The sequence below is a fragment of the Streptomyces sp. NPDC092045 genome (assembly GCF_044756005.1).
Classification (GTDB): domain Bacteria; phylum Actinomycetota; class Actinomycetes; order Streptomycetales; family Streptomycetaceae; genus Streptomyces.
Genome location: NZ_JBIVSC010000002.1, coordinates 220,620 through 241,530, shown reverse-complemented (window position 1 = coordinate 241,530; position 20,911 = coordinate 220,620). Strand labels below are relative to the sequence as shown.

At 73.6% G+C, this 20,911-nt stretch carries 16 protein-coding genes; 4 read left to right on the top strand and 12 right to left on the bottom strand.

Annotation, left to right across the window (positions count from 1 at the left end; all coding sequences use genetic code 11):
* Positions 1–202: 202 nt before the first annotated feature.
* Both lipA and lipB read right to left on the bottom strand, forming a co-directional pair.
* Entirely contained in the window at positions 203–1,159 is a 957-nt protein-coding gene (gene lipA / locus ACIQKA_RS07850; protein WP_383154463.1) for a lipoyl synthase, read from the bottom strand.
* 132 nt (positions 1,160–1,291) lie between these two features.
* Positions 1,292–2,089 (bottom strand): lipoyl(octanoyl) transferase LipB, encoded by a 798-nt coding sequence (lipB, locus tag ACIQKA_RS07845; RefSeq protein ID WP_383154461.1) that lies wholly within the window; start codon positions 2,087–2,089, stop codon positions 1,292–1,294.
* Positions 2,090–2,385: 296 nt separating this feature from the next.
* Here lipB and ACIQKA_RS07840 point away from each other — a divergent pair, with 296 nt between their 5' ends.
* Complete coding sequence (locus ACIQKA_RS07840; protein ID WP_402540369.1) at positions 2,386–3,855, top strand: regulator; 1,470 nt, start codon at positions 2,386–2,388, stop codon at positions 3,853–3,855.
* A 104-nt stretch (positions 3,856–3,959) separates the two neighbouring features.
* Here ACIQKA_RS07840 and ACIQKA_RS07835 read toward each other — a convergent pair whose 3' ends face one another.
* Both ACIQKA_RS07835 and ACIQKA_RS07830 read right to left on the bottom strand, forming a co-directional pair.
* The gene (locus ACIQKA_RS07835; RefSeq protein WP_383154475.1) at positions 3,960–5,312 is read right to left on the bottom strand and encodes an NAD(P)/FAD-dependent oxidoreductase; all 1,353 of its coding nucleotides are present in this window, start codon (positions 5,310–5,312) and stop codon (positions 3,960–3,962) included.
* Positions 5,313–5,556: 244 nt separating this feature from the next.
* Positions 5,557–6,468 (bottom strand): TIGR01777 family oxidoreductase, encoded by a 912-nt coding sequence (locus ACIQKA_RS07830; RefSeq protein WP_383154456.1) that lies wholly within the window; start codon positions 6,466–6,468, stop codon positions 5,557–5,559.
* A gap of 47 nt (positions 6,469–6,515) precedes the next feature.
* On the opposite strand from ACIQKA_RS07830, the gene ACIQKA_RS07825 reads away from it, so the two are divergent.
* Positions 6,516–7,151, top strand: a complete 636-nt coding sequence (locus ACIQKA_RS07825; RefSeq protein WP_402540367.1) for a GNAT family N-acetyltransferase — start codon at positions 6,516–6,518, stop codon at positions 7,149–7,151.
* A 217-nt stretch (positions 7,152–7,368) separates the two neighbouring features.
* Here ACIQKA_RS07825 and ACIQKA_RS07820 read toward each other — a convergent pair whose 3' ends face one another.
* Entirely contained in the window at positions 7,369–8,016 is a 648-nt protein-coding gene (locus ACIQKA_RS07820) for a TetR family transcriptional regulator (protein WP_402540366.1), read from the bottom strand.
* Positions 8,017–8,227: 211 nt separating this feature from the next.
* Here ACIQKA_RS07820 and ACIQKA_RS07815 point away from each other — a divergent pair, with 211 nt between their 5' ends.
* Entirely contained in the window at positions 8,228–9,022 is a 795-nt protein-coding gene (locus ACIQKA_RS07815) for an SDR family NAD(P)-dependent oxidoreductase (protein WP_383154450.1), read from the top strand.
* A gap of 93 nt (positions 9,023–9,115) precedes the next feature.
* Here ACIQKA_RS07815 and ACIQKA_RS07810 read toward each other — a convergent pair whose 3' ends face one another.
* Positions 9,116–9,637, bottom strand: a complete 522-nt coding sequence (locus tag ACIQKA_RS07810) for a DUF4240 domain-containing protein (protein ID WP_383435991.1) — start codon at positions 9,635–9,637, stop codon at positions 9,116–9,118.
* Positions 9,638–9,747: 110 nt separating this feature from the next.
* Here ACIQKA_RS07810 and ACIQKA_RS07805 point away from each other — a divergent pair, with 110 nt between their 5' ends.
* Positions 9,748–10,686 (top strand): SDR family oxidoreductase, encoded by a 939-nt coding sequence (locus tag ACIQKA_RS07805; RefSeq protein ID WP_383154448.1) that lies wholly within the window; start codon positions 9,748–9,750, stop codon positions 10,684–10,686.
* Positions 10,687–10,869: 183 nt separating this feature from the next.
* On the opposite strand, the gene ACIQKA_RS07800 is transcribed toward ACIQKA_RS07805, so the two are convergent.
* From ACIQKA_RS07800 to ACIQKA_RS07775, 6 genes are all read right to left on the bottom strand, one after another.
* A complete protein-coding gene (locus ACIQKA_RS07800; protein ID WP_383154445.1) occupies positions 10,870–11,835 on the bottom strand; it encodes a helix-turn-helix transcriptional regulator in 966 nt (321 codons plus the stop codon).
* A 45-nt stretch (positions 11,836–11,880) separates the two neighbouring features.
* Complete coding sequence (aceE, locus tag ACIQKA_RS07795) at positions 11,881–14,595, bottom strand: pyruvate dehydrogenase (acetyl-transferring), homodimeric type (protein WP_383154443.1); 2,715 nt, start codon at positions 14,593–14,595, stop codon at positions 11,881–11,883.
* Between the two features lie 436 nt (positions 14,596–15,031).
* A complete protein-coding gene (locus ACIQKA_RS07790) occupies positions 15,032–15,655 on the bottom strand; it encodes a GntR family transcriptional regulator (protein WP_381404459.1) in 624 nt (207 codons plus the stop codon).
* 130 nt (positions 15,656–15,785) lie between these two features.
* A complete protein-coding gene (sucB, locus tag ACIQKA_RS07785; RefSeq protein ID WP_402540364.1) occupies positions 15,786–17,609 on the bottom strand; it encodes a 2-oxoglutarate dehydrogenase, E2 component, dihydrolipoamide succinyltransferase in 1,824 nt (607 codons plus the stop codon).
* A gap of 62 nt (positions 17,610–17,671) precedes the next feature.
* Positions 17,672–19,060, bottom strand: a complete 1,389-nt coding sequence (lpdA, locus tag ACIQKA_RS07780) for a dihydrolipoyl dehydrogenase (RefSeq protein ID WP_383154438.1) — start codon at positions 19,058–19,060, stop codon at positions 17,672–17,674.
* Between the two features lie 299 nt (positions 19,061–19,359).
* Positions 19,360–20,868 (bottom strand): leucyl aminopeptidase, encoded by a 1,509-nt coding sequence (locus tag ACIQKA_RS07775; protein WP_383154437.1) that lies wholly within the window; start codon positions 20,866–20,868, stop codon positions 19,360–19,362.
* Positions 20,869–20,911: the final 43 nt, after the last annotated feature.

Sequence of the window (20,911 nt, the reverse complement as noted above, 5' to 3'; positions counted from 1 at the left end):
CGGTGTTACCAGGACGTGACCCGACGGTCAAACACTGATGAAACGTCGGTGCGGCCGGTCGGCCCAGTGGGGAAACGGCGGTGCGGCCCGTACGCCCCCGCTGAGCTGCGGGGTCGTACGGGCCGCACCGGATCCGGCCACTACCGGCCGGTAACTACTTGTGCTCGGATTCACACGCCGGTCGGCGCACCCGCGCACGGGCTCACGCGGTCTGCGTGGCCTCCCGCTTCTCCCGCGCCTGCTGGTACAGGCGCCCCGCGCGGTACGACGAACGCACCAGCGGGCCCGACATCACGCCGGAGAAGCCGATCTCGTCGGCCTCCTCCTTGAGCTCCACGAACTCCTGCGGCTTCACCCAGCGCTCCACCGGGTGGTGGCGGACCGAGGGGCGCAGGTACTGCGTGATCGTGATGAGCTCGCAGCCCGCGTCGTGCAGCTGCTGGAGCGCCTCGCTGACCTCCTCGCGGGTCTCGCCCATGCCGAGGATCAGGTTCGACTTCGTGACCAGACCGTAGTCGCGCGCCCGCGTGATGACGTCCAGGGAGCGCTCGTACCGGAAGCCGGGGCGGATGCGCTTGAAGATGCGCGGCACCGTCTCCACGTTGTGCGCGAAGACCTCGGGGCGGGAGTCGAAGACCTGCTCCAGGAGTTCCGGCACCGCGTTGAAGTCGGGGGCGAGCAGCTCGACCTTGGTGCGGCCGTCCTCGCGGCCCTCCGTCTGCCGGTGGATCTGGCGCACGGTCTCGGCGTACAGCCAGGCGCCGCCGTCCTCCAGGTCGTCGCGCGCGACGCCGGTGATCGTGGCGTAGTTCAGGTCCATCGTGACGACCGACTCGCCCACGCGGCGCGGCTCGTCGCGGTCGAGGGCCTCGGGCTTGCCCGTGTCGATCTGGCAGAAGTCACAGCGCCGGGTGCACTGGTCGCCGCCGATGAGGAAGGTCGCCTCGCGGTCCTCCCAGCACTCGAAGATGTTGGGACAGCCCGCCTCCTGGCAGACCGTGTGCAGGCCCTCGCTCTTCACGAGGCCCTGCATCTTCGTGTACTCGGGCCCCATCTTCGCCCGCGTCTTGATCCACTCGGGCTTGCGCTCGATGGGGGTCTGGGCGTTCCGGACCTCCAGGCGCAGCATCTTGCGTCCGTCGGGTGCGACTGCGGACACATCGGCTCCTGTAGCTTCGATTCTTCGGCGTACACCAGGGTACGCCCGTGGCTTCCATGCCTGCCTACGCCCTGCCAACCTCTGGCCAGTGCCCCGCATTCCTGGGGACCGTGCGGACGCGGCGGCCCGGGGTCAGGCGGTGGCGGGCTCCACGGCCCGCGGCTTGGGCTCCGCGTGCTCCAGGACCTCCCGCAGGTGCTTCTCCACGACCGGGAGCACCTCCCGGACCGTGACGTCCCGGCCCAGCTCGTTGGCGAACGAGGTGACGCCCGCGTCGCGGATGCCGCACGGGATGATCCGGTCGAACCAGGCGTTGTCCGGGTTCACGTTGAGCGAGAAGCCGTGCATCGTGACGCCCTTGGCGACCCGGATGCCGATCGCCGCCAGCTTCCGGTCCTCACGGCGCTGCCCCGCGTTGGAGGGCGCGTACTCCGGCCCGTTCAGGCGCGGGTCGAACTCCTCGTCGTTCAGGCGCGGGTCGAAGTCCAGGGAGAGCCCGCCGAGCGACGGCCTCCGCTCGACCGGGTCCCCGAGGACCCACACCCCGCTGCGGCCCTCGATCCGCGTCGTCTCCAGACCGAACTCGGCGGCCGTGCGGATCAGGGCCTCCTCCAGGCGGCGCACGTGCGCGACGACGTCCACCGGGCGGGGCAGCTTCATGATCGGGTAGCCGACGAGCTGGCCGGGGCCGTGCCAGGTGATCTTCCCGCCGCGGTCCACGTCCACCACCGGCGTCCCGTCCAGGGGGCGCTCGCTCTCCGCCGTGCGCCGGCCGGCCGTGTAGACCGGCGGGTGCTCCAGGAGCAGACAGGTGTCCTCGACCTCGTCGGCGAACCGCGCGGCGTGCACCTCGCGCTGCTTGTCCCAGGCCACCTGGTAGTCGACGGCCCCGTCGCCGAAGCCGAGACGGACGAATCGCAGCTCACTCACGGCCTTGCCTCCTCCTGCGCCGGAAGTCCGGGGACCGGGGATCATCCCGGGCCGGCTCGGCACCATGCGTCATTCGCGCCCATGCCACTGTACGGCCGCGCCGGGGCCGTCCCTCCGGCGGGCGGACGGCGGCGGACGAGGGCGCCCACGTCAGCGATGCCGCCAATCCTCACACGATCGGATGAATGTGGGGCGAAGGTGGCGGTACGGATCGCGGGGGCCGCTAAATTCACGCCGTTCCAGGAGGGTCCGAAGGGGTGCCGCCCGGGCCCGGAAAACAGGAGACCGCACAGCTCATGACGGAACGACCCCCGCAGCGCATCCCGAACAGCCGGCTCGCCGCGCTCATCGCCGAAGCAGGGTTCTCCCACGCGGGCCTCGCCAGACGGGTGGACCAGCTCGGCCTGGAACACGGCCTCGACCTGCGGTACGACAAGACCTCCGTGACCCGCTGGCTCCGCGGCCAGCAGCCGCGCGGCACCACCCCCGCCCTCATCGCCGAGGTCTTCACCCGCCGCCTGGGCCGCCGGCTCTCCGCCCAGGACCTCGGCCTCGACGCCTGCGCACCCGTCTACGCGGGCCTGGAGTTCGCCGCCACCCCCGAGGAGGCCGTCGACATCGTCGGCGGCCTGTGGCGCAAGGACTCCGGCAGCCACGCCGAACTCCGCAAGATCGCCTTCACCCCGGCGGGCCTGGTCGTCCCCAGCCGGGACTGGCTGATCGGCCGCGCCGACGAACGGGTGGCGCGCGGCGAACCCGCCCCCTCCCGCGTCCCCGCCGGAACGCCCCCGCACGACCCCCGGGTCCCGGCCCAGGGCCGCTTCTCCGTGCCCCGCCAGCGCGGCACGGACCGGGGCCCCGGACAGCGGGTCTCCAGCGGCGACATCGCCGCCCTCCGCTCGGTCGGCGACCTCTTCCGCACCCTCGACCACGCCTACGGCGGCGGCCACGCCCGCCAGGCCCTCGTCCGCTACCTGGAGCACGAGGCCGAGCCGATGCTGCGCGGCACGTACGGCGAGTCCACCGGCCGCCGCCTCTTCGCCGCCGTCGCCGACCTCACCCGGCTCGCGGGCTGGACCTCGTACGACATCGCCGCCCACGGCCTCGCCCAGCGCTACTTCGTCCAGGCGCTGCGCCTCGCGCAGGCCGCCGGCGACCGCGCGTACGGCTCGTACGTGCTCCTCACCATGAGCTGCCAGGCCGTCTACCTCGGCCACGGGCGGGAGGCCGTGCAGCTCGCCCGGGTCGCCCAGCAGGGCGTCGGACCCGCCGCGCCGCCCGTCGTCCAGGCGATGCTGCACGCGGTCGAGGCGCGCGGCCACGCCGTCCTGGGGGAGGCGCGGGTGTGCAGCGCCTCCCTCATGCGGGCCGAACGGGCCCTGGAGACGGCCCGGCCCGGCGACGAGGTGCCGTACTGGGCCCGTACCTTCGACGAGGCGCAGCTCGCCGACGAGTTCGGGCACTGCCACCGCGACCTCCAGCAGTACCGGACCGCCGCCCAGTACGCCGAGCGCTCCCTCCAGCTCCGCGCCCCCGGCTTCGCCCGCAGCCGCCTCTTCTGCCGGGTCGTCCTCGCCACCTCCCGGCTCGCCCTCGGCGAACTGGAGCAGGCCTGCGCGCTCGGCGCCGAGGCCGCCAAGGAGGCCTCCGAGATGCGCTCGGCCCGCGCCGCCGAGTACGTGCGCGACTTCGAACGGCGCCTTGAGCCCTACCGCGACGCGGCCCCGGCCCGCACCTACCGCGACCGGGTGGCGGCGATCGGCTGAACCGGGACCCGTCCGGCGCGTCAGGGGCGCGGCCCCGACCCCGGTCCGCCGTCCGCCGGACACGCCCCGGGGCCCGTCCGGCGGATCGGGGCCGGACACACGCCCTAGGCGGCCTCCGTCGCCGAGGACTCCGACGGCAGCCGTACGCCCAGGTCCGTCAGGAGGGCGCGGGCCGCGCGGTGGCCCGAGGCGAGGGCGCCCCGGGGGGTGCTCGTGGCGCGGTGGTCGCCGCAGACGTAGAGGCCCGCGAGCAGCCGGACCGAGCGGTGCCCGTCGTGCGGCGGCGGCATCGCCGGGACCGCGTCCGGGGTGTGCCGGAGCGCCAGCAGCTCCCACTCGTCGGTCGACGTGCCGTACAGCGTGGCGAGGTGCTTGCGGACCCGGCGCTCCGTGTCGTCCGGCGGCGTCCCGAGCACCGTCGAGGTGATCAGGGTCCGGCCCGCCGGGGCGCGGCCCGGGTCGACCGCGCTCATCACGGCCGTGTGGGCCACCGGCCCGCCCTGGTCCGACTCCAGGAGCAGCGCCGGGTCGCCGGTGGGCGCGGCCGGGGCCGTGTGGTGCAGGACCGTGACGGGGTGGAACGCGGGCGTCCGCAGCCCCGGCAGCAGCTCCGCCGCCGTGCGCGCCCCCGTGGCCAGGACCACCGAGCGGCAGCGGAACACCCCGTGCTCCGCCGTCGTGACCCGGGAGACGGACGCCTCCGTGACCCGCACGCCGGTGCGGACCGTGCCCGGCGGCAGCCCGGCCGCGAGCAGCTCCGGGAGCGCCGACGCACCGCCCTCCGGCACCGCGAGCCGCCCCCGGGCGAAGGCGCGCAGCGCCAGGTCCGCCCGCCGGCTCGACGTGCCGAGGTCCGGGTCGGCCAGGAGCGCCGCGAGCAGCGGCCGCAGCACCCCCTGGACGGTCCGGGCGGGCAGTCGCGCGTTCAGCGCCTCGCGCGCGGTCCGCTCGGGCCGGGCGAGGAGCCGCTGCGCCGGGGTCGCGGCCAGCCGCACGAGGGACGCGCCGAGCCGCGCCTGGTCGAGCGAGGCCGCCGGATGGCGGGGGGCGCTCGCGAGGGCGCGCGCCACGCTGAACGCTCCCCCCACGCTCCGGCCGCCCGTCGCCCGGGGCGCTCCTGCCGCCCGGCGCGGGTGCGGGGCGCCCCACCGCGCGTACCGGCCGTCGCTGTGCACGAGGACCCCCGGGGCGAAGGGCCGCAGCGCGAGGCCGCCGAGCCCCGGCAGGGTCCGCAGCTCCTCGTGCGACAGGGTGAGCGGCCCGCCCACCCGGTCGAGCAGGAAGCCGTCGACGGACGCGGTCGCCATCCGGCCCCCGATCCACGGCTCCGCCTCCAGGACGGCGACGGAGAGCCCGGCGCGGGTCAGCCGGTGGGCGGCCGCGAGACCCGCCGCCCCGGCCCCCACGACCACGACGTCGACGCTCCCGCCGGTGTCTCCCGTGGTGACTGTGCTGATGGTGCTGTCCGTGCTGCTGACGGTGTTGTCTGCGCTGCTGAGCACGTGCCCCTCCCCAGGTCGGCGCGGCCGGTGGGAGGCCTATGCCCCCAACGGGCCTCCGGAATGCCGGAGTTCACGGTCCGCGTCGAGCCTAGGCAGCGCTCCCACGGGTGCCAGGAGCGCGTACCGGGGTGCGCGCGGCACGGGGGAGCACGGAGGGGGCCGGTGGGAGGTCCCCGGAGGGGTCCGGGGAGGGGGCGCGTCAGCGGGCGGCGGCCCGGATCGCGTCGTCGATCGTCGGGAACGCGAAGTCGAAGCCGCTCTCCAACAGGCGTCCCGGCAGCACCCGCTGACTGCCCAGCACGTCCTGCGCGAAGTCCCCGAGGGCGATCCGCAGGGCCGGCGCCGGCACGGTGAAGAGGGTCGGCCGGCGCAGCACCCGGCCCATCGCCGCCGTCACCTCGCGGTTGGTGACCGGGTCGGGGGCCGTCAGGTTCACCGGGCCCGACAGGGAGGCCGTGTCGACCAGGTGGCGCAGGGCGGCCACCTCGTCGTGCAGGGAGATGAAGGACCAGTACTGGCGGCCGTCGCCCATCCGTCCGCCGAGCCCGGCGCGGAAGACCGGGAAGAGCCGCCCCCACGCCCCGCCCTCGCGGGCCACCACCAGGCCGGTGCGGGCGTAGGCGACCCGGATGCCGGCCTCCTCGGCGGGGGCCGCCGCGGCCTCCCACTCCACGCAGACCGACGGCAGGAAGCCCGTCCCCGCCGGGGCGCCCTCGTCGACCGCGCGGCTGCCGGTGTCCCCGTACCAGCCGAGCGCCGTGCCGCACACCAGGACCTCCGGCGGCTCCGCGAGCGAGGCGAGCGCCTGCGCGATCGCCGTCGTGCCGAGCACCCGGCTGTCCCGGATCTCCTTCTTGTACGCCTCGTTCCAGCGGCGCTCGCCGACCCCGGCGCCCGCCAGGTGCACGACGGCGTCCACGCCGACGAGTCCGGCGGCGTCCACGTACAGCCGCGCGGGATCCCACTCGACCTCGTCGGCGGTGCGGGCCGGGCGGCGCACGAGGCGGAGGACGTCGTGGCCGTCGGCGCGCAGGGAGCGGACCAGGGCCGAACCGATGAGACCGGAGGCGCCGGTGACGGCGACGCGCTTGCGGGAGGCGGAACGCTGCATGGGGCCATCCTGCCCCCTTCCGGCCCGGGCATGGCACAGTGACGCTCATGACCGAGCCGGAGACGAACGCGCCCGAGACGGAACCGCCGGGGGCGCGCGCGTCCGGGACGAGCCCGAGGGAGGCGCGCGGGTCCGGGACGAGCCTGCCGGGGGCGAGCACGTCCGAGGAGAACGCGCCGCGGCCGGGCGCGCCCGGGACGCTGATACGCGTCGCCGTCCACGGCGACGACGCCGGGCTCGGCGTCCTGGACCGGGTCACCTGGTCCACCCTCCACGCGGTGGTGCCCGCGCCGGCCCCGCCGTACGGCCCCTTCTTCGACGACCGGCACCTCCCCGAGGACTACCTGGTGGCGGTGCGCGGGGGCACGCTCGTCGGCTACGTCCGGGTCGCGCAGCCCATCCCGCTCCCCTCCCACGCGCACGTGCTCCAGATCCAGGGCCTGGTGGTCGCCGAGTCCGCGCGGGGCGAGGGCGTCGCCCGGGGGCTGCTGCGGGCCGCCATGGACCGGGCGAGGGAGCGGGGCGCCACCCGCCTCACCCTGCGGGTCCTCGGCCACAACGCGCCGGCCCGCGCGCTCTACGCCTCCGAGGGCTTCGCGGTGGAGGGCGTCCTGACGGGCGAGTTCCTGATCGGCGGGCGGTACGTGGACGACGTGTGCATGGGGCGGTCGCTGGTGGACTGAGAGAGGCCCGCCGTTTTGAGGGGGCCGCCGCCCCGAGGGGGCCGCCACTCCGACGGATCTGCTCCTCCGACGGATCTGCTCCTCCGAGGGGGCCGTTCCTCCGATGCGGCCTGCCCCTCCGGAAAGGCCCGGCACCTCCGAGAAGGCCCAGCTCCTTCCGAGGGGGCCCGTTCCTCCAGGAGGGTCCCGCTCCTCCAGGAGGGTCCCGCTCCTCCCTTCACCCCCTCAGCATCCCGATCCCGCCCGTCAGTTCGCGCAGGCAGTGGAGCGCCAGGGCCGCCGGGGAGCCCTCGCCGCGCACCGGCGGCTCGCCGTCCGGCTCCGCCCAGCCCTCCAGGGCGATCCGGATCGCGTCCGTGGCCGCCGCCGCCACGAGCCGTACCTCCAGCGGGTCGGCGTCCGGCCCCGCGAGTCCGGCGAGGACCTCGCGCAGCCGCTCCTCGGACTCCTGGTTGACCCGGTACCAGACGGCCCGCAGGGCGGGGTCCCCGGCAGCCGCGCGCAGCAGCCCCCGGGTCCTGCGCAGCTCCTCCTCGGCCTCCGCGTCCGCCGGGGTCAGCGACGCGGTGACGGACCGCTCCAGGGCGTCGGCCAGGGGCGTGCCCGGCGCGGTGGCGGCCAGGTCGGCGCGCCAGCGGTGGGCGCCACCCGCGAGGAGCGGGGCGACGGCGTCCTGCTTGGAGCGGAAGTAGCGGTAGAAGGTGCGCAGCGCGACCCCGGCCCGCAGGGCGACGTCCTCGGCCGTGGTGTCGTCCGGGCCGCGCTCGGTGAACAGCTCGACGGCCGCGCGGGCGATGTCGAGCTGCGTGGCGGCCTTGCGGCGCTCCGTCAGGGAGGGGGCCCGGGAGGGCGTCTTGTCGCTCACCCACCCAGCGTACGCCCGCGACTGCCAAGCGTGCGCGTCATGCATGGATGGCAAAACGTGCCACTTGGGCGTACGGTGACAGTGCTCCACGCGTGGACCCCCTGGACTCCATGGACCCCAGGGACTCCAAGGGACTCCATGGACCCCGTAGACCCCATGGATCTCGTGGAGCCCGTGAAAGTCGTGAAGACCGTCGTCGAGAGGCCGCCCCATGAACCACCTCACCCGTTACGAAGGACGCCGCGCGCTCGTCACCGGCGGCGGCTCCGGCATCGGCCAGGCCACCGTCCTGCGCCTGCTCGCCGAGGGCGGCCGGGTCGTCGCCGCCGACATCAGCGAGGACGGACTCAAGGACACCGCCGACAAGGCCGGCGACGCCGCCGTCCGCCTCACCACCGTCCTCCTGGACGTCGCCGACGAGGCTTCCGTACGGGCCGGCGTCGCCGCCGCCGTCGAGGCGCTCGGCGGCCTGGACGTCCTGGTCAACGCCGCCGGGATCCTGCGCTCCTCGCACACCCACGAGACCGCCCTGGCCGCCTTCGAGCAGGTGATCCGGACCAACCTCACCGGCACTTTCCTGGTGATACGCGAGGCGATCCCGGCCCTCCTGGAGGGCGACGGCCCGGCCGTCGTGAACTTCTCCTCCACCTCGGCGGCGTTCGCCCACCCGTACATGTCCGCCTACGCGGCCAGCAAGGGCGGCATCCAGTCCATGACCCACGCGCTCGCCGCCGAGTACGCCGGGCGGGGCGTCCGCTTCACCGCCGTCCAGCCGGGCTCCATCTCCTCCGGCATGACCGACGGCAGCGGCGCCAGCCGCCGTTCCACCGGCCCCGGCCTCCCCGCCGACGCCGACATGGCGCTCTTCGCGAAGCTCGCCCCCGCCCTGGGCCGGGGCTTCGCCGGTCCCGAGACCGTCGCGGGCGTCGTCGCGATGCTGGCGAGCGAGGACGGCAGGTTCATCACCGGCACCGAGGTCCGCGTCGACGGCGGCACCCACTTCTGAGCCCGCCCGGATCCGGTCCGGGAGCCCTCGGAGCCGGTCCGTGAGCCGTGCTCCGGGGCCCGCCCCTGATCCGGTCGGCCCCGGCCGCCTCCGTCACCCCGCCCCGAAGCGCTCCCACAGCCGGGGGAAGCGGGCCGCCAGGGCCTCGTCGTCCGCCAGGTCGAGCGGGGCCCCGAGCGGCTCGCCCCCCGGCATCGGAATGCCCAGGTCCGGCGTCTCGGCGCCGGTCAGCGCCTCGTACGCCTCGTCCGCCGCGAAACCGATCTCCTCGCCGTCCCCGTCGATCTCCACGTCGAAGTCGTCGAGCAGCTCCGCGAGGGCGTCCGGGTCGTGCACGGCCCCCTCGTACACCTCCCGGCCCTGGCCGATCAGCCAGCAGCGGAAGGAGTCGAAGGCCTCCTCGCCCGCCCCGTCGAACAGCACGGTCGCCGCGCCCCACAGGTCCCAGAGGTACGCGCGGTTGTAGCGGGCCTCGAAATGGCGCGCGTAGTCGAGCACCGAGTCGGGGTCCAGCCGGGTCAGCCGCTCCACCAGCAGGTCCGCCTGCTCCTCGGCGTCGCCCTCGGCGTCCTCCCGGGCGGCGTCGATGATCTTCCAGAACTCGGTCTCGTCCATCACGGGACCAGCATCCTGCCCCGGCGGGGACGACGCACCCGGAAAGCCCGAAATGAATCCGGACGGAATCCGGACAGAAGATGTCCGGCTTTCCTGTCAGGGTCGGGTCCATGAGCACCGAGACAACCGACAGCAAGCCCCTGCGCGGACGGATCTGCCTGGTCGCCGGGGCGACCCGGGGCGCCGGACGGGCCATCGCCGTCCAGCTCGGCACCGCCGGAGCCACCGTCTACGTCACCGGGCGCACCACCCGCGAGAAGGTCAGCGAGGTCGGCCGGACCACCGAGACCATCGAGGAGACCGCCGAACTGGTGACGGCCGCCGGAGGCGAGGGCGTCGCCGTCCCCACCGACCACCTGGAGCCCGACCGGGTCGCCGCCCTGATCGACCGGATCGACCGCGAGCGGGGCCGCCTCGACGTCCTCGTCAACGACATCTGGGGCGGCGAGCACCTGGTCGTCGCCGGCTTCGGCAGGAAGATCTGGGAGGTGGACCTCGCCGACGGCCTGCGCATGCTGGAGCTGGGCGTGAAGAGCCACCTGATCACCAGCGCGGCCGCCACCCCGCTGCTCACCCGGAACCCCGGCGGCCTCCTCGTCGAGGTCACCGACGGCACCCAGGAGTACAACGCCACCCGCTACCGCGAGAACGTCTACTACGACCTCGCCAAGAACGCCCCGATCCGGATGGCCTTCGGCCTCGCCCGCGAGCTGGAGCCGTTCGGCGGCACGGCCGTCGCGCTCACCCCCGGCTGGCTCCGCTCGGAACAGATGCTGGACCACTTCGGCGTGACCGAGGAGAACTGGCGCGACGCCGCCGAGAAGCTCCCCGACTTCGCCGTCGCCGAGTCCCCGGTCTACGTCGGCCGCGCGGTCGCCGCCCTCGCCGCCGACCCCGACCGGGCCCGCTGGAACGGCCGCTCCCTCTCCAGCGGACAGCTCGCCGAGGAGTACGGCTTCACGGACGCGGACGGCTCGCGGCCGGACGCGTGGGGCTTCATCGTCGCCAAGGAGACGGACGAGGACGTGTCGGTGGACGACTACCGGTAGAACCCGGCGGGTTCCATCGGTACGGCCTCCTCGGGTACCGGCGGGTTCCATCCGCACGGCTTCCCCAGGTACCGGAGGGTTCCATCCGCACGGCCTTCCCAGGTACCGGCGGATTCCATCCGCACGGCCCCCTCGGACACCGCCGGGTTCTCCCCGCACCGCCTCCCCAGGTACCGGCGGGCCTCACCCGTACAGCCTCCCCAGGCCCCGTGCCGCCTCCGTGAACCTCTCCCGGAGCGCGGCCGGGGCGGTCACCTCCGCCTCCGGTCCCAGGCCCAGGAGCTGCGCGAGGGCGACCTCCTCGCTCTCCACGCGCAGGGTCGCCCGGAGGCGGCCGTCGGCCTCCGCCGTCGCCGCCGCGAGCGCCTCCTCGGCCGCCGCCCGGTCCGTCACGTACGGCAGCCGCCGCGCCCCCTCCTCCGTGAGGAGCAGCACGGCCTCGGACCGGAGCAGGGAACGGGTGAACTCCAGGGAGCGGGCGGACCAGAACGCGGGCAGGTCGAAGTCCGGGTCCCGCTCGAAGCGCTCCCCGCCCACCGCCACCGCCGTGAACCGGTCCACCCGGTACGTGCGGAACGAGCCGTCCGTCCACGCGCACGCGTACCAGACGCCCGCCTTCAGGACGAGCCCGTACGGCCGCAGCTCCCGCTCCACCTCCGTGCCGTCCCCGCGCCGGTAGCGCACCCGGGCGCACCGGTCGTCCCAGACCGCCTCCGCGAGCGCGGGCAGCAGCTCCGGGGTCACCGGCTCCTGGTACCAGCCGGGCGCATCCAGGTGGAAGCGCTGGGCCGCCGTGCGGGGGGCGTCCCGCAGCGAGGGGAGCAGCGCCGCCGACACCTTCAGGCGGGCCGCCGAGGCCGCGTCCTCCAGGCCCATGTCCCGCAGCGCGCCCGGCAGTCCGGACAGGAACAGCGCCTCCGCCTCGCCCCGGGCGAGGCCGGTGAGCCGGGTGCGGTAGCCGTCGACGAGCCGGTAGCCGCCGGCCCTGCCCCGGTCCGCGTACACCGGCACCCCCGCCTCCGAGAGGGCGAGCGCGTCCCGGGCGACCGTCCGCTCCGACACCTCCAGCTCGGCGGCGAGTTCGGCCGCCGTCATCGACGGGCGGGACTGGAGCAGCAGGACCAACTTGATGAGGCGGGCGGCGCGCATGACTCCATCATGCGTGCCGCCCGCCCCGTCCGGACCGGAGGTCCCCTACAGGCCGTAGCGCTCGCGCGCCTCCTTCACGGCCGACGCCTGCACCTCGCCGCGCCGCGCGAGCTGCGCGAGCGCCGCGACGACGATCGACTGCGCGTCGACGCCGAAGTGGCGGCGGGCCGCGTCGCGGGTGTCCGAGAGGCCGAAGCCGTCGGCGCCCAGCGAGGACCAGTCCTGCTCGACCCACTGCGCGATCTGGTCCGGGACCTGGCGCATGTAGTCGGAGACCGCGAGCACCGGGCCCTCGGCGCCCGCCAGGGCCTCGCGGACGTACGGCACCCGCTCCTCGCCGCGCAGCAGCGCCGCGTCCGCCTCCAGGGCGTCGCGCCGCAGCTCCGTCCAGGAGGTCGCGGACCACACGTCGGCGGCCACGCCCCACTCGGCGGCGAGCAGCTTCTGCGCCTCCAGGGCCCAGTGGATGGCCGTGCCGGAGGAGAGCAGCTGGATGCGCGACGGGTTCGCCGGCAGGTCGACCCCGGCGGACTCGGCCGTGTTGAAGCGGTAGAGGCCCTTGACGATGCCCTCGTCGATCCCGGCCGGCTTGGCGGGCTGCGGCATCGGCTCGTTGTAGACCGTGAGGTAGTAGAAGACGTCCTGGTCCTCGCCCTCGGCGGCCTCGCCGTACATCCGGCGCAGGCCCTCCTTGACGATGGCCGCGACCTCGTAGGCGAAGGCCGGGTCGTACGTCAGGGCCGCCGGGTTGGTGGCCGCGATCACCGGCGAGTGGCCGTCGGCGTGCTGGAGGCCCTCACCGGTCAGGGTGGTGCGGCCGGCGGTCGCGCCGACGAGGAAGCCGCGGCCGAGCTGGTCGCCGAGCTGCCACATCTGGTCGGCGGTCCGCTGCCAGCCGAACATCGAGTAGAAGATGTAGAACGGGATCATCGCCTCGCCGTGCGTGGAGTACGCGGTGGAAGCGGCGATGAAGTCGGCCATCGAACCGGCCTCGGTGATCCCCTCGTTGAGGATCTGGCCGTTCTTGGCCTCCTTGTAGTACATGAGCTGGTCGCGGTCGACCGGCTCGTACGTCTGGCCCTTCGGCGAGTAGATGCCGAGCGACGGGAAGAGGCTCTCCATGCCGAAGGTGCGGGCCTCGTCCGGGACGATCGGGACCCAGCGCCTGCCGGTCTCCTTGTCGCGGATCAGGTCCTTCACCAGGCGGACGAACGCCATCGTCGTGGCCATCGACTGCTTGCCGGAGCCCTTGTCGAAGACGCCGAACGCCTTCTCGGCCGGGGCCGGCAGCGGGGCCAGCGGGTGGACGCGGCGGGCCGGGGCCGGACCGCCGAGCGCCGCGCGGCGCTCCTGGAGGTAGCGGACCTCGGGGGAGTCGGCGCCGGGGTGGCCGTAGGGCACCTGGCCGTCGGCGAACCGCGCGTCCGGGATGGGGAGCCCGAGCAGGTCCCGCATGTTCTTGAACTCGTCGGTGGAGAGCTTCTTCATCTGGTGGTTCGCGTTCTTCGACGCGAAGCCCTCACCGAGGGTGAAGCCCTTGACGGTCTGCGCGAGGATGACCGTCGGCGCGCCCTTGAACTCCAGGGCGGCCTTGTACGCGGCGTACACCTTGCGCGGCTCGTGGCCGCCGCGGGAGAGGTGGAAGCACTCCAGGATCTTGTCGTCGCTCAGCAGCTTCGCCATCTCGACGAGCGCCGGCTCCTTGCCGAAGAAGTCCTGGCGGATGTAGGCGGCGTCGCGGGTCTGGTACGTCTGGACCTGCGCGTCCGGCACCTCGCGGAGGCGGCGGACCAGGGCGCCGGTGGTGTCGAGCGCGAACAGCTCGTCCCAGGCGTTGCCCCACAGCGACTTCACGACGTTCCAGCCGGCGCCGCGGAACTGGGCCTCCAGCTCCTGCACGATCTTGAAGTTGGCGCGGACCGGGCCGTCGAGGCGCTGCAGGTTGCAGTTGATGACGAAGGTCAGGTTGTCCAGGCCCTCGCGGGCCGCGAGCGCGAGGGCCGCGGTCGACTCGGGCTCGTCCATCTCGCCGTCGCCGAGGAACGCCCACACGTGCGAGGCCGAGACGTCCTTGATGGCGCGGTTGGTCAGGTAGCGGTTGAAGCGCGCCTGGTAGATCGCGGAGAGCGGGCCCAGACCCATGGAGACGGTCGGGAACTCCCACAGCCAGGGGAGGCGGCGCGGGTGCGGGTAGGAGGGCAGGCCGTTGCCGCCGGACTCCTGCCGGAAGTTGTCGAGGTGCGCCTCGTTCAGGCGACCGTCGAGGAAGGCGCGGGCGTAGATGCCGGGGGAGGCGTGGCCCTGGATGTAGAGCTGGTCGCCGGAGCCGGGGGCGTCCTGCGCCTCCTTGCCCTTGAAGAAGTGGTTGAAGCCCGTCTCGTACAGCCAGGCGGCGGAGGCGAAGGTGGCGATGTGGCCGCCGACGCCGTACTTGGAGCCGCGGGAGACCATCGCGGCCGCGTTCCAGCGGTTCCACGCGGTGATCTTCCGCTCCATCTCCTCGTCGCCGCCGAACTCGGTGACCGAGGGCTCGGCGGAGGTGGGGATGGTGTTGACGTAGTCCGTCTCCAGGAGCTTGGGGAGGGCGAGGCCCGCGCCCTCGGCGTGCTGGAGCGTGCGGCGCATCAGGTAGGCGGCCCGGTGCGGGCCGGCGGCCTTGGTGACGGCGTCCAGGGAGGCCGCCCACTCGGCGGTCTCCTCGGTGTCACGGTCCGGGAGCTGGTCGAGCTCGCTCGGAATCTTGCCTACGGGATCGGTCATGATCGCCGCCTTCCGGACAGGTGGGGGTGAAGATGGGGCCTTGTCTGGCAGGACAGGGCGGAGGGCCGGGTGTGGCCCGCCGAAGACTGTAAACCGGCGATCGATGATCGATCAAAGGGTTGAAGGTGAAAACCTCTTCGGATCGAGAAAGTCGGCACAGGGTGCCGCGAAAAGGGGCACCCGGTGCCTTGTTTTCGCAGGTGGGGGCGGCTTTCTGAGGGGGTGCGCGCACGGATGAGCGGGCCGCGGGACGCGGCCGGACGGGCGTGTCCGGGCGACCGGACAGGAAGGGTGTGCGAACAGGTGTGCGAGTATCCGTACGGGTGGGCGTACGAGAAGTCGTACGGGCAGGAGTGCGGGCGGGCCTACGGGCGGGCGTACGGGCACGGAAAAGCGGGTCCCGGAAAGGGACCCGCTCGGAGGGACGGCGGCGGCGTCAGGCGCGCGGTGCGCAGCCCAGGACGTGCGCCTTCACCAGCGCGCCGATGTTCGGGTCGCCCCGCCGGAACGCCTCCACCAGCTCCTGGTGCTCCTCCGCGTACGACTTCTGGACCGTGCCCAGCCAGCGGATCGAGAGGGCCGTGAAGACCTCGATGCCGAGCGTCTCCCAGGTGTGCAGCAGCACGGCGTTCCCGGCCGCCTTCACCAGCTCCCGGTGGAAGGCCACCGTGTGCCGCACCTGCGCCGTCCCGTCCGAGACCGCGTCCGCCTCGTACAGGGCCGCCACGTGCGGCTCCAGGGCCGAGCAGTCCGCCGAGAGGCGTCCCGCCGCCAGCTCGGCCGCGATCTGCTCCAGACCGGCCCGTACGGGGTAGCTCTCCTCCAGGTCGGCCGCGGTGAGGTTGCGGACCCGGACGCCCTTGTTGGGCGCCGACTCGATCAGCCGCAGCGACTCCAGCTCGCGCAGCGCCTCGCGGACCGGGGTCTGGCTGACCTCCAGCTCGGTCGCGATCCGGCGCTCCACGATCCGCTCGCCCGGCTTCCAGCGGCCGCTGACGATCCCCTCCACGATGTGCTCGCGGATCTGTTCGCGCAGCGAGTGGACGACGGGGACGGTCATGAAGGGCTCCTCGGGGAGTGTTGACCCTTAGACAATACGGCGGCGCCCCCGCCCGGAAACACTTCCGGACGGGGGCGCCGCAGGTGAGGCTCGTTACGTTGCGGACGGGCCGGAGCCCGCCCGCACGCGCCTACAGGCCGAGGTCGACCTCGAACTCGCCGGCCTCCAGGATCGCCTTGACGGCCGTCAGGTAGCGGGCGGCGTCGGCGCCGTCCACCAGACGGTGGTCGTAGGACAGCGCGACGTACGTCATGTCGCGGATCGCGATCGTCTCGCCCAGGTCCGGGTGGTCGATCACGACGGGACGGCGCACGGTGGCGCCGATGCCCAGGATGGCGACCTGGTTCGGGGGCACGATGATCGTGTCGAACAGCGCGCCGCGCGAACCGGTGTTGGAGATGGTGAAGGTCGCGCCGGCCAGGTCGTCCGGCGTGATCTTGCTGGCGCGCACGGCGCCGGCCAGCTCCGCGGTCTTCTTCGAGATGCCGGCGATGTTGAGGTCGCCCGCACCCTTGATGACCGGGGTCATCAGACCCTTCTCGGAGTCCACCGCGATACCGATGTTCTCGGTGTCGAAGTAGGTGATCGTGCCCTCGTCCTCGTTGATCCGGGCGTTGATGACCGGGTGGGCCTTCAGCGCCTGGGCCGCCGCCTTCACGAAGAACGGCATCGGGGAGAGCTTGACGCCCTCACGGGCGGCGAAGGCGTCCTTGGCGCGGGCGCGCAGCTTCATCAGCTTGGTGATGTCGACCTCGACGACCGAGGTCAGCTGGGCCTGGCCGTGCAGCGCCTTCATCATGTTGTCGCCGATGACCTTGCGCATGCGGGTCATCTTGACGGTCTGGCCGCGCAGCGGGGAGGCCTCCGGGGCCGGAGCCTTCGGGGCGGACGCGGCCGGGGCGGCGGCCGGAGCCGGAGCCTTCTTGGCCTCGGCCGCCGCGAGGACGTCCTGCTTGCGGATGCGGCCGCCGACCCCGGAGCCCTTGACGGACCCCAGGTCGACACCGTTCTCGGTGGCGAGCTTGCGGACCAGCGGGGTCACGTACGCGCCATCCTCCGACGGCGCAGCGGGAGCCGGGGCGGACGGGACGGGGGTGACGACGGCCGGGGCGATCGACGGGGCGGCCTGGGCCGGAGCCTGGGCGGCCGGAGCCGGAGCCGGGGCCTCCTGGGCCGGGGCGGCGGGAGCGGCCGGCTCGGGAGCCGGGGCCTGGGCGGCCGGAGCCGCGGGGGCCTCCTCCTGCTTCGGGGCCGGAGCGGCCTCGGGGACCGGGGCCTCCTGGGCCGGGGCGGCGGCCGGAGCCGAGCCCTCGGCGCCGATGACGGCCAGCTTGGCGCCGACCTCGGCGGTCTCGTCCTCGTTGACGACGATCTCCAGGAGGACACCGGAGGCCGGGGCCGGGATCTCGGTGTCGACCTTGTCCGTGGAGACCTCCAGCAGCGGCTCGTCGGCCTCGACGGTCTCGCCGACCGACTTCAGCCAGCGGGTGACGGTGCCCTCGGTGACGGACTCGCCCAGCGCGGGCAGCACGACGTCGGTGCCCTCGGCCGAACCGCCGCCGGAGGCGGCCTCGGCCGTCGGGGCCGGGGCGGGCTGCTCGGTCTCGGTGGACGGCTCGGCCTGCGGGGCCTCCGGAGCCGGGGCCTCCTGCGCCGGGGCCTCCTGCGCCGGAGCGGACTCGGCGGCCGGGGCCTCGGCCGCGGCGGAGTCGCCGGAGCCGTCGTCGATGATGGCCAGCTCGGCGCCGACCTCGACCGTCTCGTCCTCGGCGACCTTGATGGAGGCCAGGATGCCCGAGGCGGGGGCGGGGATCTCGGTGTCGACCTTGTCGGTCGAGACCTCGAGCAGCGGCTCGTCGGCCTCGACGCGCTCGCCCTCGGCCTTGAGCCAGCGGGTGACGGTGCCCTCGGTGACGCTCTCGCCGAGCGCCGGCAGGGTTACGGAAACCGACATGGTTTCAGTTGCTCCTAACGAATTGCGGAAAGTGGTCGTCGCGCCCTGGGATGACGTGAGCGTCAGTCGTGGGAGTGCAGCGGCTTGCCGGCCAGGGCCAGGTGGGCCTCGCCGAGCGCCTCGTTCTGCGTCGGGTGGGCGTGGATGAGCTGCGCGACCTCGGCCGGCAGCGCCTCCCAGTTGTAGATCAGCTGCGCTTCGCCGACCTGCTCGCCCATGCGGTCACCGACCATGTGGACGCCGACCACGGCACCGTCCTTGACCTGGACGAGCTTGATCTCGCCCGCGGTCTTCAGGATCTTGCTCTTGCCGTTGCCCGCGAGGTTGTACTTCAGGGCCACGACCTTGTCCGCGCCGTAGACCTCCTTGGCCTTCGCCTCGGTGATGCCGACGGAGGCGACCTCGGGGTGGCAGTACGTCACCCGCGGCACGCCGTCGTAGTCGATCGGGACGGTCTTCAGACCGGCCAGGCGCTCGGCGACGAGGATGCCCTCGGCGAAGCCGACGTGCGCGAGCTGGAGGGTGGGGACGAGGTCGCCCACGGCGGAGATCGTCGGCACGTTGGTGCGCATGTACTCGTCGACCAGGACGTAGCCGCGGTCCATCGCGACGCCCTGCTCCTCGTAGCCGAGACCGGCGGAGACCGGGCCGCGGCCGATGGCGACCAGGAGGACCTCGGCCTCGAAGGCCTTGCCGTCGGCCAGGGTGACCCTGACGCCGTTGTCGGTGTACTCGGCGGACTGGAAGAAGGTGCCGAGGTTGAACTTGATGCCGCGCTTGCGGAACGCGCGCTCAAGAAGCTTCGAGCTGTTCTCGTCCTCGACCGGCACCAGGTGCTTCATGCCCTCGATGACGGTGACGTCGGTGCCGAAGGACTTCCACGCCGAGGCGAACTCGACGCCGATGACGCCGCCGCCCAGGATGATCGCGGACTCCGGGACCCGGTCCAGGGTCAGCGCGTGGTCCGAGGTGATGATCCGGTTGCCGTCGATCTCCAGACCGGGCAGCGACTTCGGCACGGACCCCGTGGCGAGCAGGACGTGGCGCCCCTGGACGCGGCGGCCGTCCACGTCGACGGAGGTCGGGGAGGAGAGGTGACCCGTGCCCTCGATGTAGGTCACCTTGCGGGAGGCGACGAGACCCTGCAGACCCTTGTAGAGGCCCGCGATCACGTCGTCCTTGTACTTGTGCACGCCCTTGATGTCGATGCCCTCGAAGGAGGCCTTGACACCGAACTGCTCCGCCTCGCGCGCCTGGTCGGCGACCTCGCCGGCGTGGAGCAGGGCCTTCGTCGGGATGCAGCCGTTGTGCAGGCAGGTGCCGCCGAGCTTGTTCTTCTCGATCAGTGCGACGTCCAGGCCCAGCTGCGCTCCGCGCAGCGCCGCGGCGTAACCGCCGCTACCGCCGCCGAGGATCACTAGGTCGAAAACGGTGCTGGCGTCGTTCGCCACGTCACGTCCTCCATGCATGTGCGCTCGTCGCCGGTCGTCCATGACCGGGCGGCGGCTGGTGTTCGGCCGCTATATTTTCGGCCCTGTGATGGGGGCCCTGTCCTGCCGAGAACCCATCTTCGCACTTGTTGACGGATGGCGGGACGCGGGGCCGCCCTCCGAGACGGCCGATCGTCCGTACGGAGGGTCCCGGACGGCGCCCGGGCCCGCGGATTCCGTCGCGGTTACGTCGGGAGCGAACGGGGACGGCCCCGGGCGCCGAGCCCGGGGCCGTCCCTTCGTACGGGGTCGCGCGATGCTCAGAGCTCGCCCTCGGCGGCCCGCTCGGCCAGGCGCACCAGGGTGCGGACCGAGGAGCCGGTGCCGCCCTTGGGGGTGTAGCCGTACGGGGCGCCCTCGTGGTAGGCCGGGCCCGCGATGTCCAGGTGGGCCCAGGTGATGCCCTCGCCCACGAACTCCTGGAGGAAGAGGCCGGCGACCAGGCCGCCGCCCATCCGCTCGCCCATGTTCGCGATGTCGGCGGTGGGGGAGTCCATGCCCTTGCGCAGGTCCGCCGGGAGCGGCATCGGCCAGGACGCCTCGCCGACCTCCTCCGCGACCTCGTGGACCGTGGAGCGGAACTCGTCGTCGTTGGCCATGATGCCGAAGGTGCGGCTGCCGAGCGCCAGCATCATCGCGCCGGTCAGGGTCGCCACGTCGACGATCGCGTCCGGGTGCTCCTCGGAGGCGCGGGTCAGCGCGTCGGCCAGGACCAGGCGGCCCTCGGCGTCGGTGTTCAGGACCTCGACGGTCTTGCCGCTGTACATGCGCAGGACGTCGCCCGGGCGGGTGGCGGAGCCGGACGGCATGTTCTCGGCGAGCGCCAGCCAGCCGGTGACGTTGGCCTCCAGGCCGAGGCGGGCCGCGACGACGACGGTGGAGAACACGGCGGCGGCGCCGCTCATGTCGCACTTCATCGTCTCGTTGTGGCCGGCCGGCTTCAGGGAGATGCCGCCCGAGTCGTAGGTGATGCCCTTGCCGACCAGGGCGAGGGTCTTCTCCGCCTTCGGGTGGGTGTAGGCGACGCGGACCAGGCGCGGCGGGTTCTCCGAGCCGGCGCCGACGCCGAGGATGCCGCCGTAGCCGCCCTTGGCGAGCGCCTTCTCGTCGAGGACCTGCACCTTGAGGCCGTGCTCCTTGCCGGCGGCCTGGACGGCGGCGGCGAAGGCGGCCGGGGTCAGGTCGTTCGGCGGGGTGTTGATCAGGTCGCGGGCGCGGTTCATCTCCTCCGCGACGGCCTGGGCGCGCTCGGCTGCGGCCTTGTGGGCCTTGTCGCGCGGCTTGGCACCGAGCAGGGCGACCTCGGCCGGCGGCCGCTTCGCGTCCTTGCCGGCCTCCTGGTACGCCGTGAAGGCGTACGCGCCGAGCAGGGCGCCCTCCGCGACGGCGGAGACGGCGTCGGCGTCGGCGACCGGCAGGGCGAAGGCGGCCTTCTTCGAGCCGAAGAGCGCGCGGGCGGCGGTCCCGGCGGCGCGGCGCAGGGTCTCCGTGCCGAACGCCTCGCCGTCCTCGGGGGCACCGCCCAGGCCGACGGCCAGGACGACGGGGGCCTTGAGGCCGGCGGGGGCGGGCAGCTTCGTCGCCTCACCCTCGGCACCCGAGGCGCCCAGGGTCTCCAGGACGGCGGCGAGCCGGCCCTCGAAGGCCTTGTCGACGGCCTCGGCGCCCGGGGCGACGATCAGCTCCTTCCCGGACTTGGCGACGCCGACGACGAGGGCGTCGGCGCGCAGCGTCGCCGCGCCGGCAGTGCTGAGAGTGAGAGCAGTCACGGTGGTGAATTCTCGCTTCCATTGAGTTCTGTGGCGGTCGAGG

Bases quoted from the DNA above. Each gene is read 5' to 3' on its own strand.
- ACIQKA_RS07840 (WP_402540369.1), top strand. From the start codon at position 2,386: ATGACGGAACGACCCCCGCAGCGCATCCCGAACAGCCGGCTCGCCGCG.
- ACIQKA_RS07830 (WP_383154456.1), bottom strand. From the start codon at position 6,468: ATGCAGCGTTCCGCCTCCCGCAAGCGCGTCGCCGTCACCGGCGCCTCC.
- ACIQKA_RS07825 (WP_402540367.1), top strand. From the start codon at position 6,516: ATGACCGAGCCGGAGACGAACGCGCCCGAGACGGAACCGCCGGGGGCG.
- ACIQKA_RS07815 (WP_383154450.1), top strand. From the start codon at position 8,228: ATGAACCACCTCACCCGTTACGAAGGACGCCGCGCGCTCGTCACCGGC.
- ACIQKA_RS07810 (WP_383435991.1), bottom strand. From the start codon at position 9,637: ATGGACGAGACCGAGTTCTGGAAGATCATCGACGCCGCCCGGGAGGAC.
- ACIQKA_RS07805 (WP_383154448.1), top strand. From the start codon at position 9,748: ATGAGCACCGAGACAACCGACAGCAAGCCCCTGCGCGGACGGATCTGC.
- ACIQKA_RS07800 (WP_383154445.1), bottom strand. From the start codon at position 11,835: ATGCGCGCCGCCCGCCTCATCAAGTTGGTCCTGCTGCTCCAGTCCCGC.
- aceE (WP_383154443.1), bottom strand. From the start codon at position 14,595: ATGACCGATCCCGTAGGCAAGATTCCGAGCGAGCTCGACCAGCTCCCG.
- ACIQKA_RS07790 (WP_381404459.1), bottom strand. From the start codon at position 15,655: ATGACCGTCCCCGTCGTCCACTCGCTGCGCGAACAGATCCGCGAGCAC.
- sucB (WP_402540364.1), bottom strand. From the start codon at position 17,609: ATGTCGGTTTCCGTAACCCTGCCGGCGCTCGGCGAGAGCGTCACCGAG.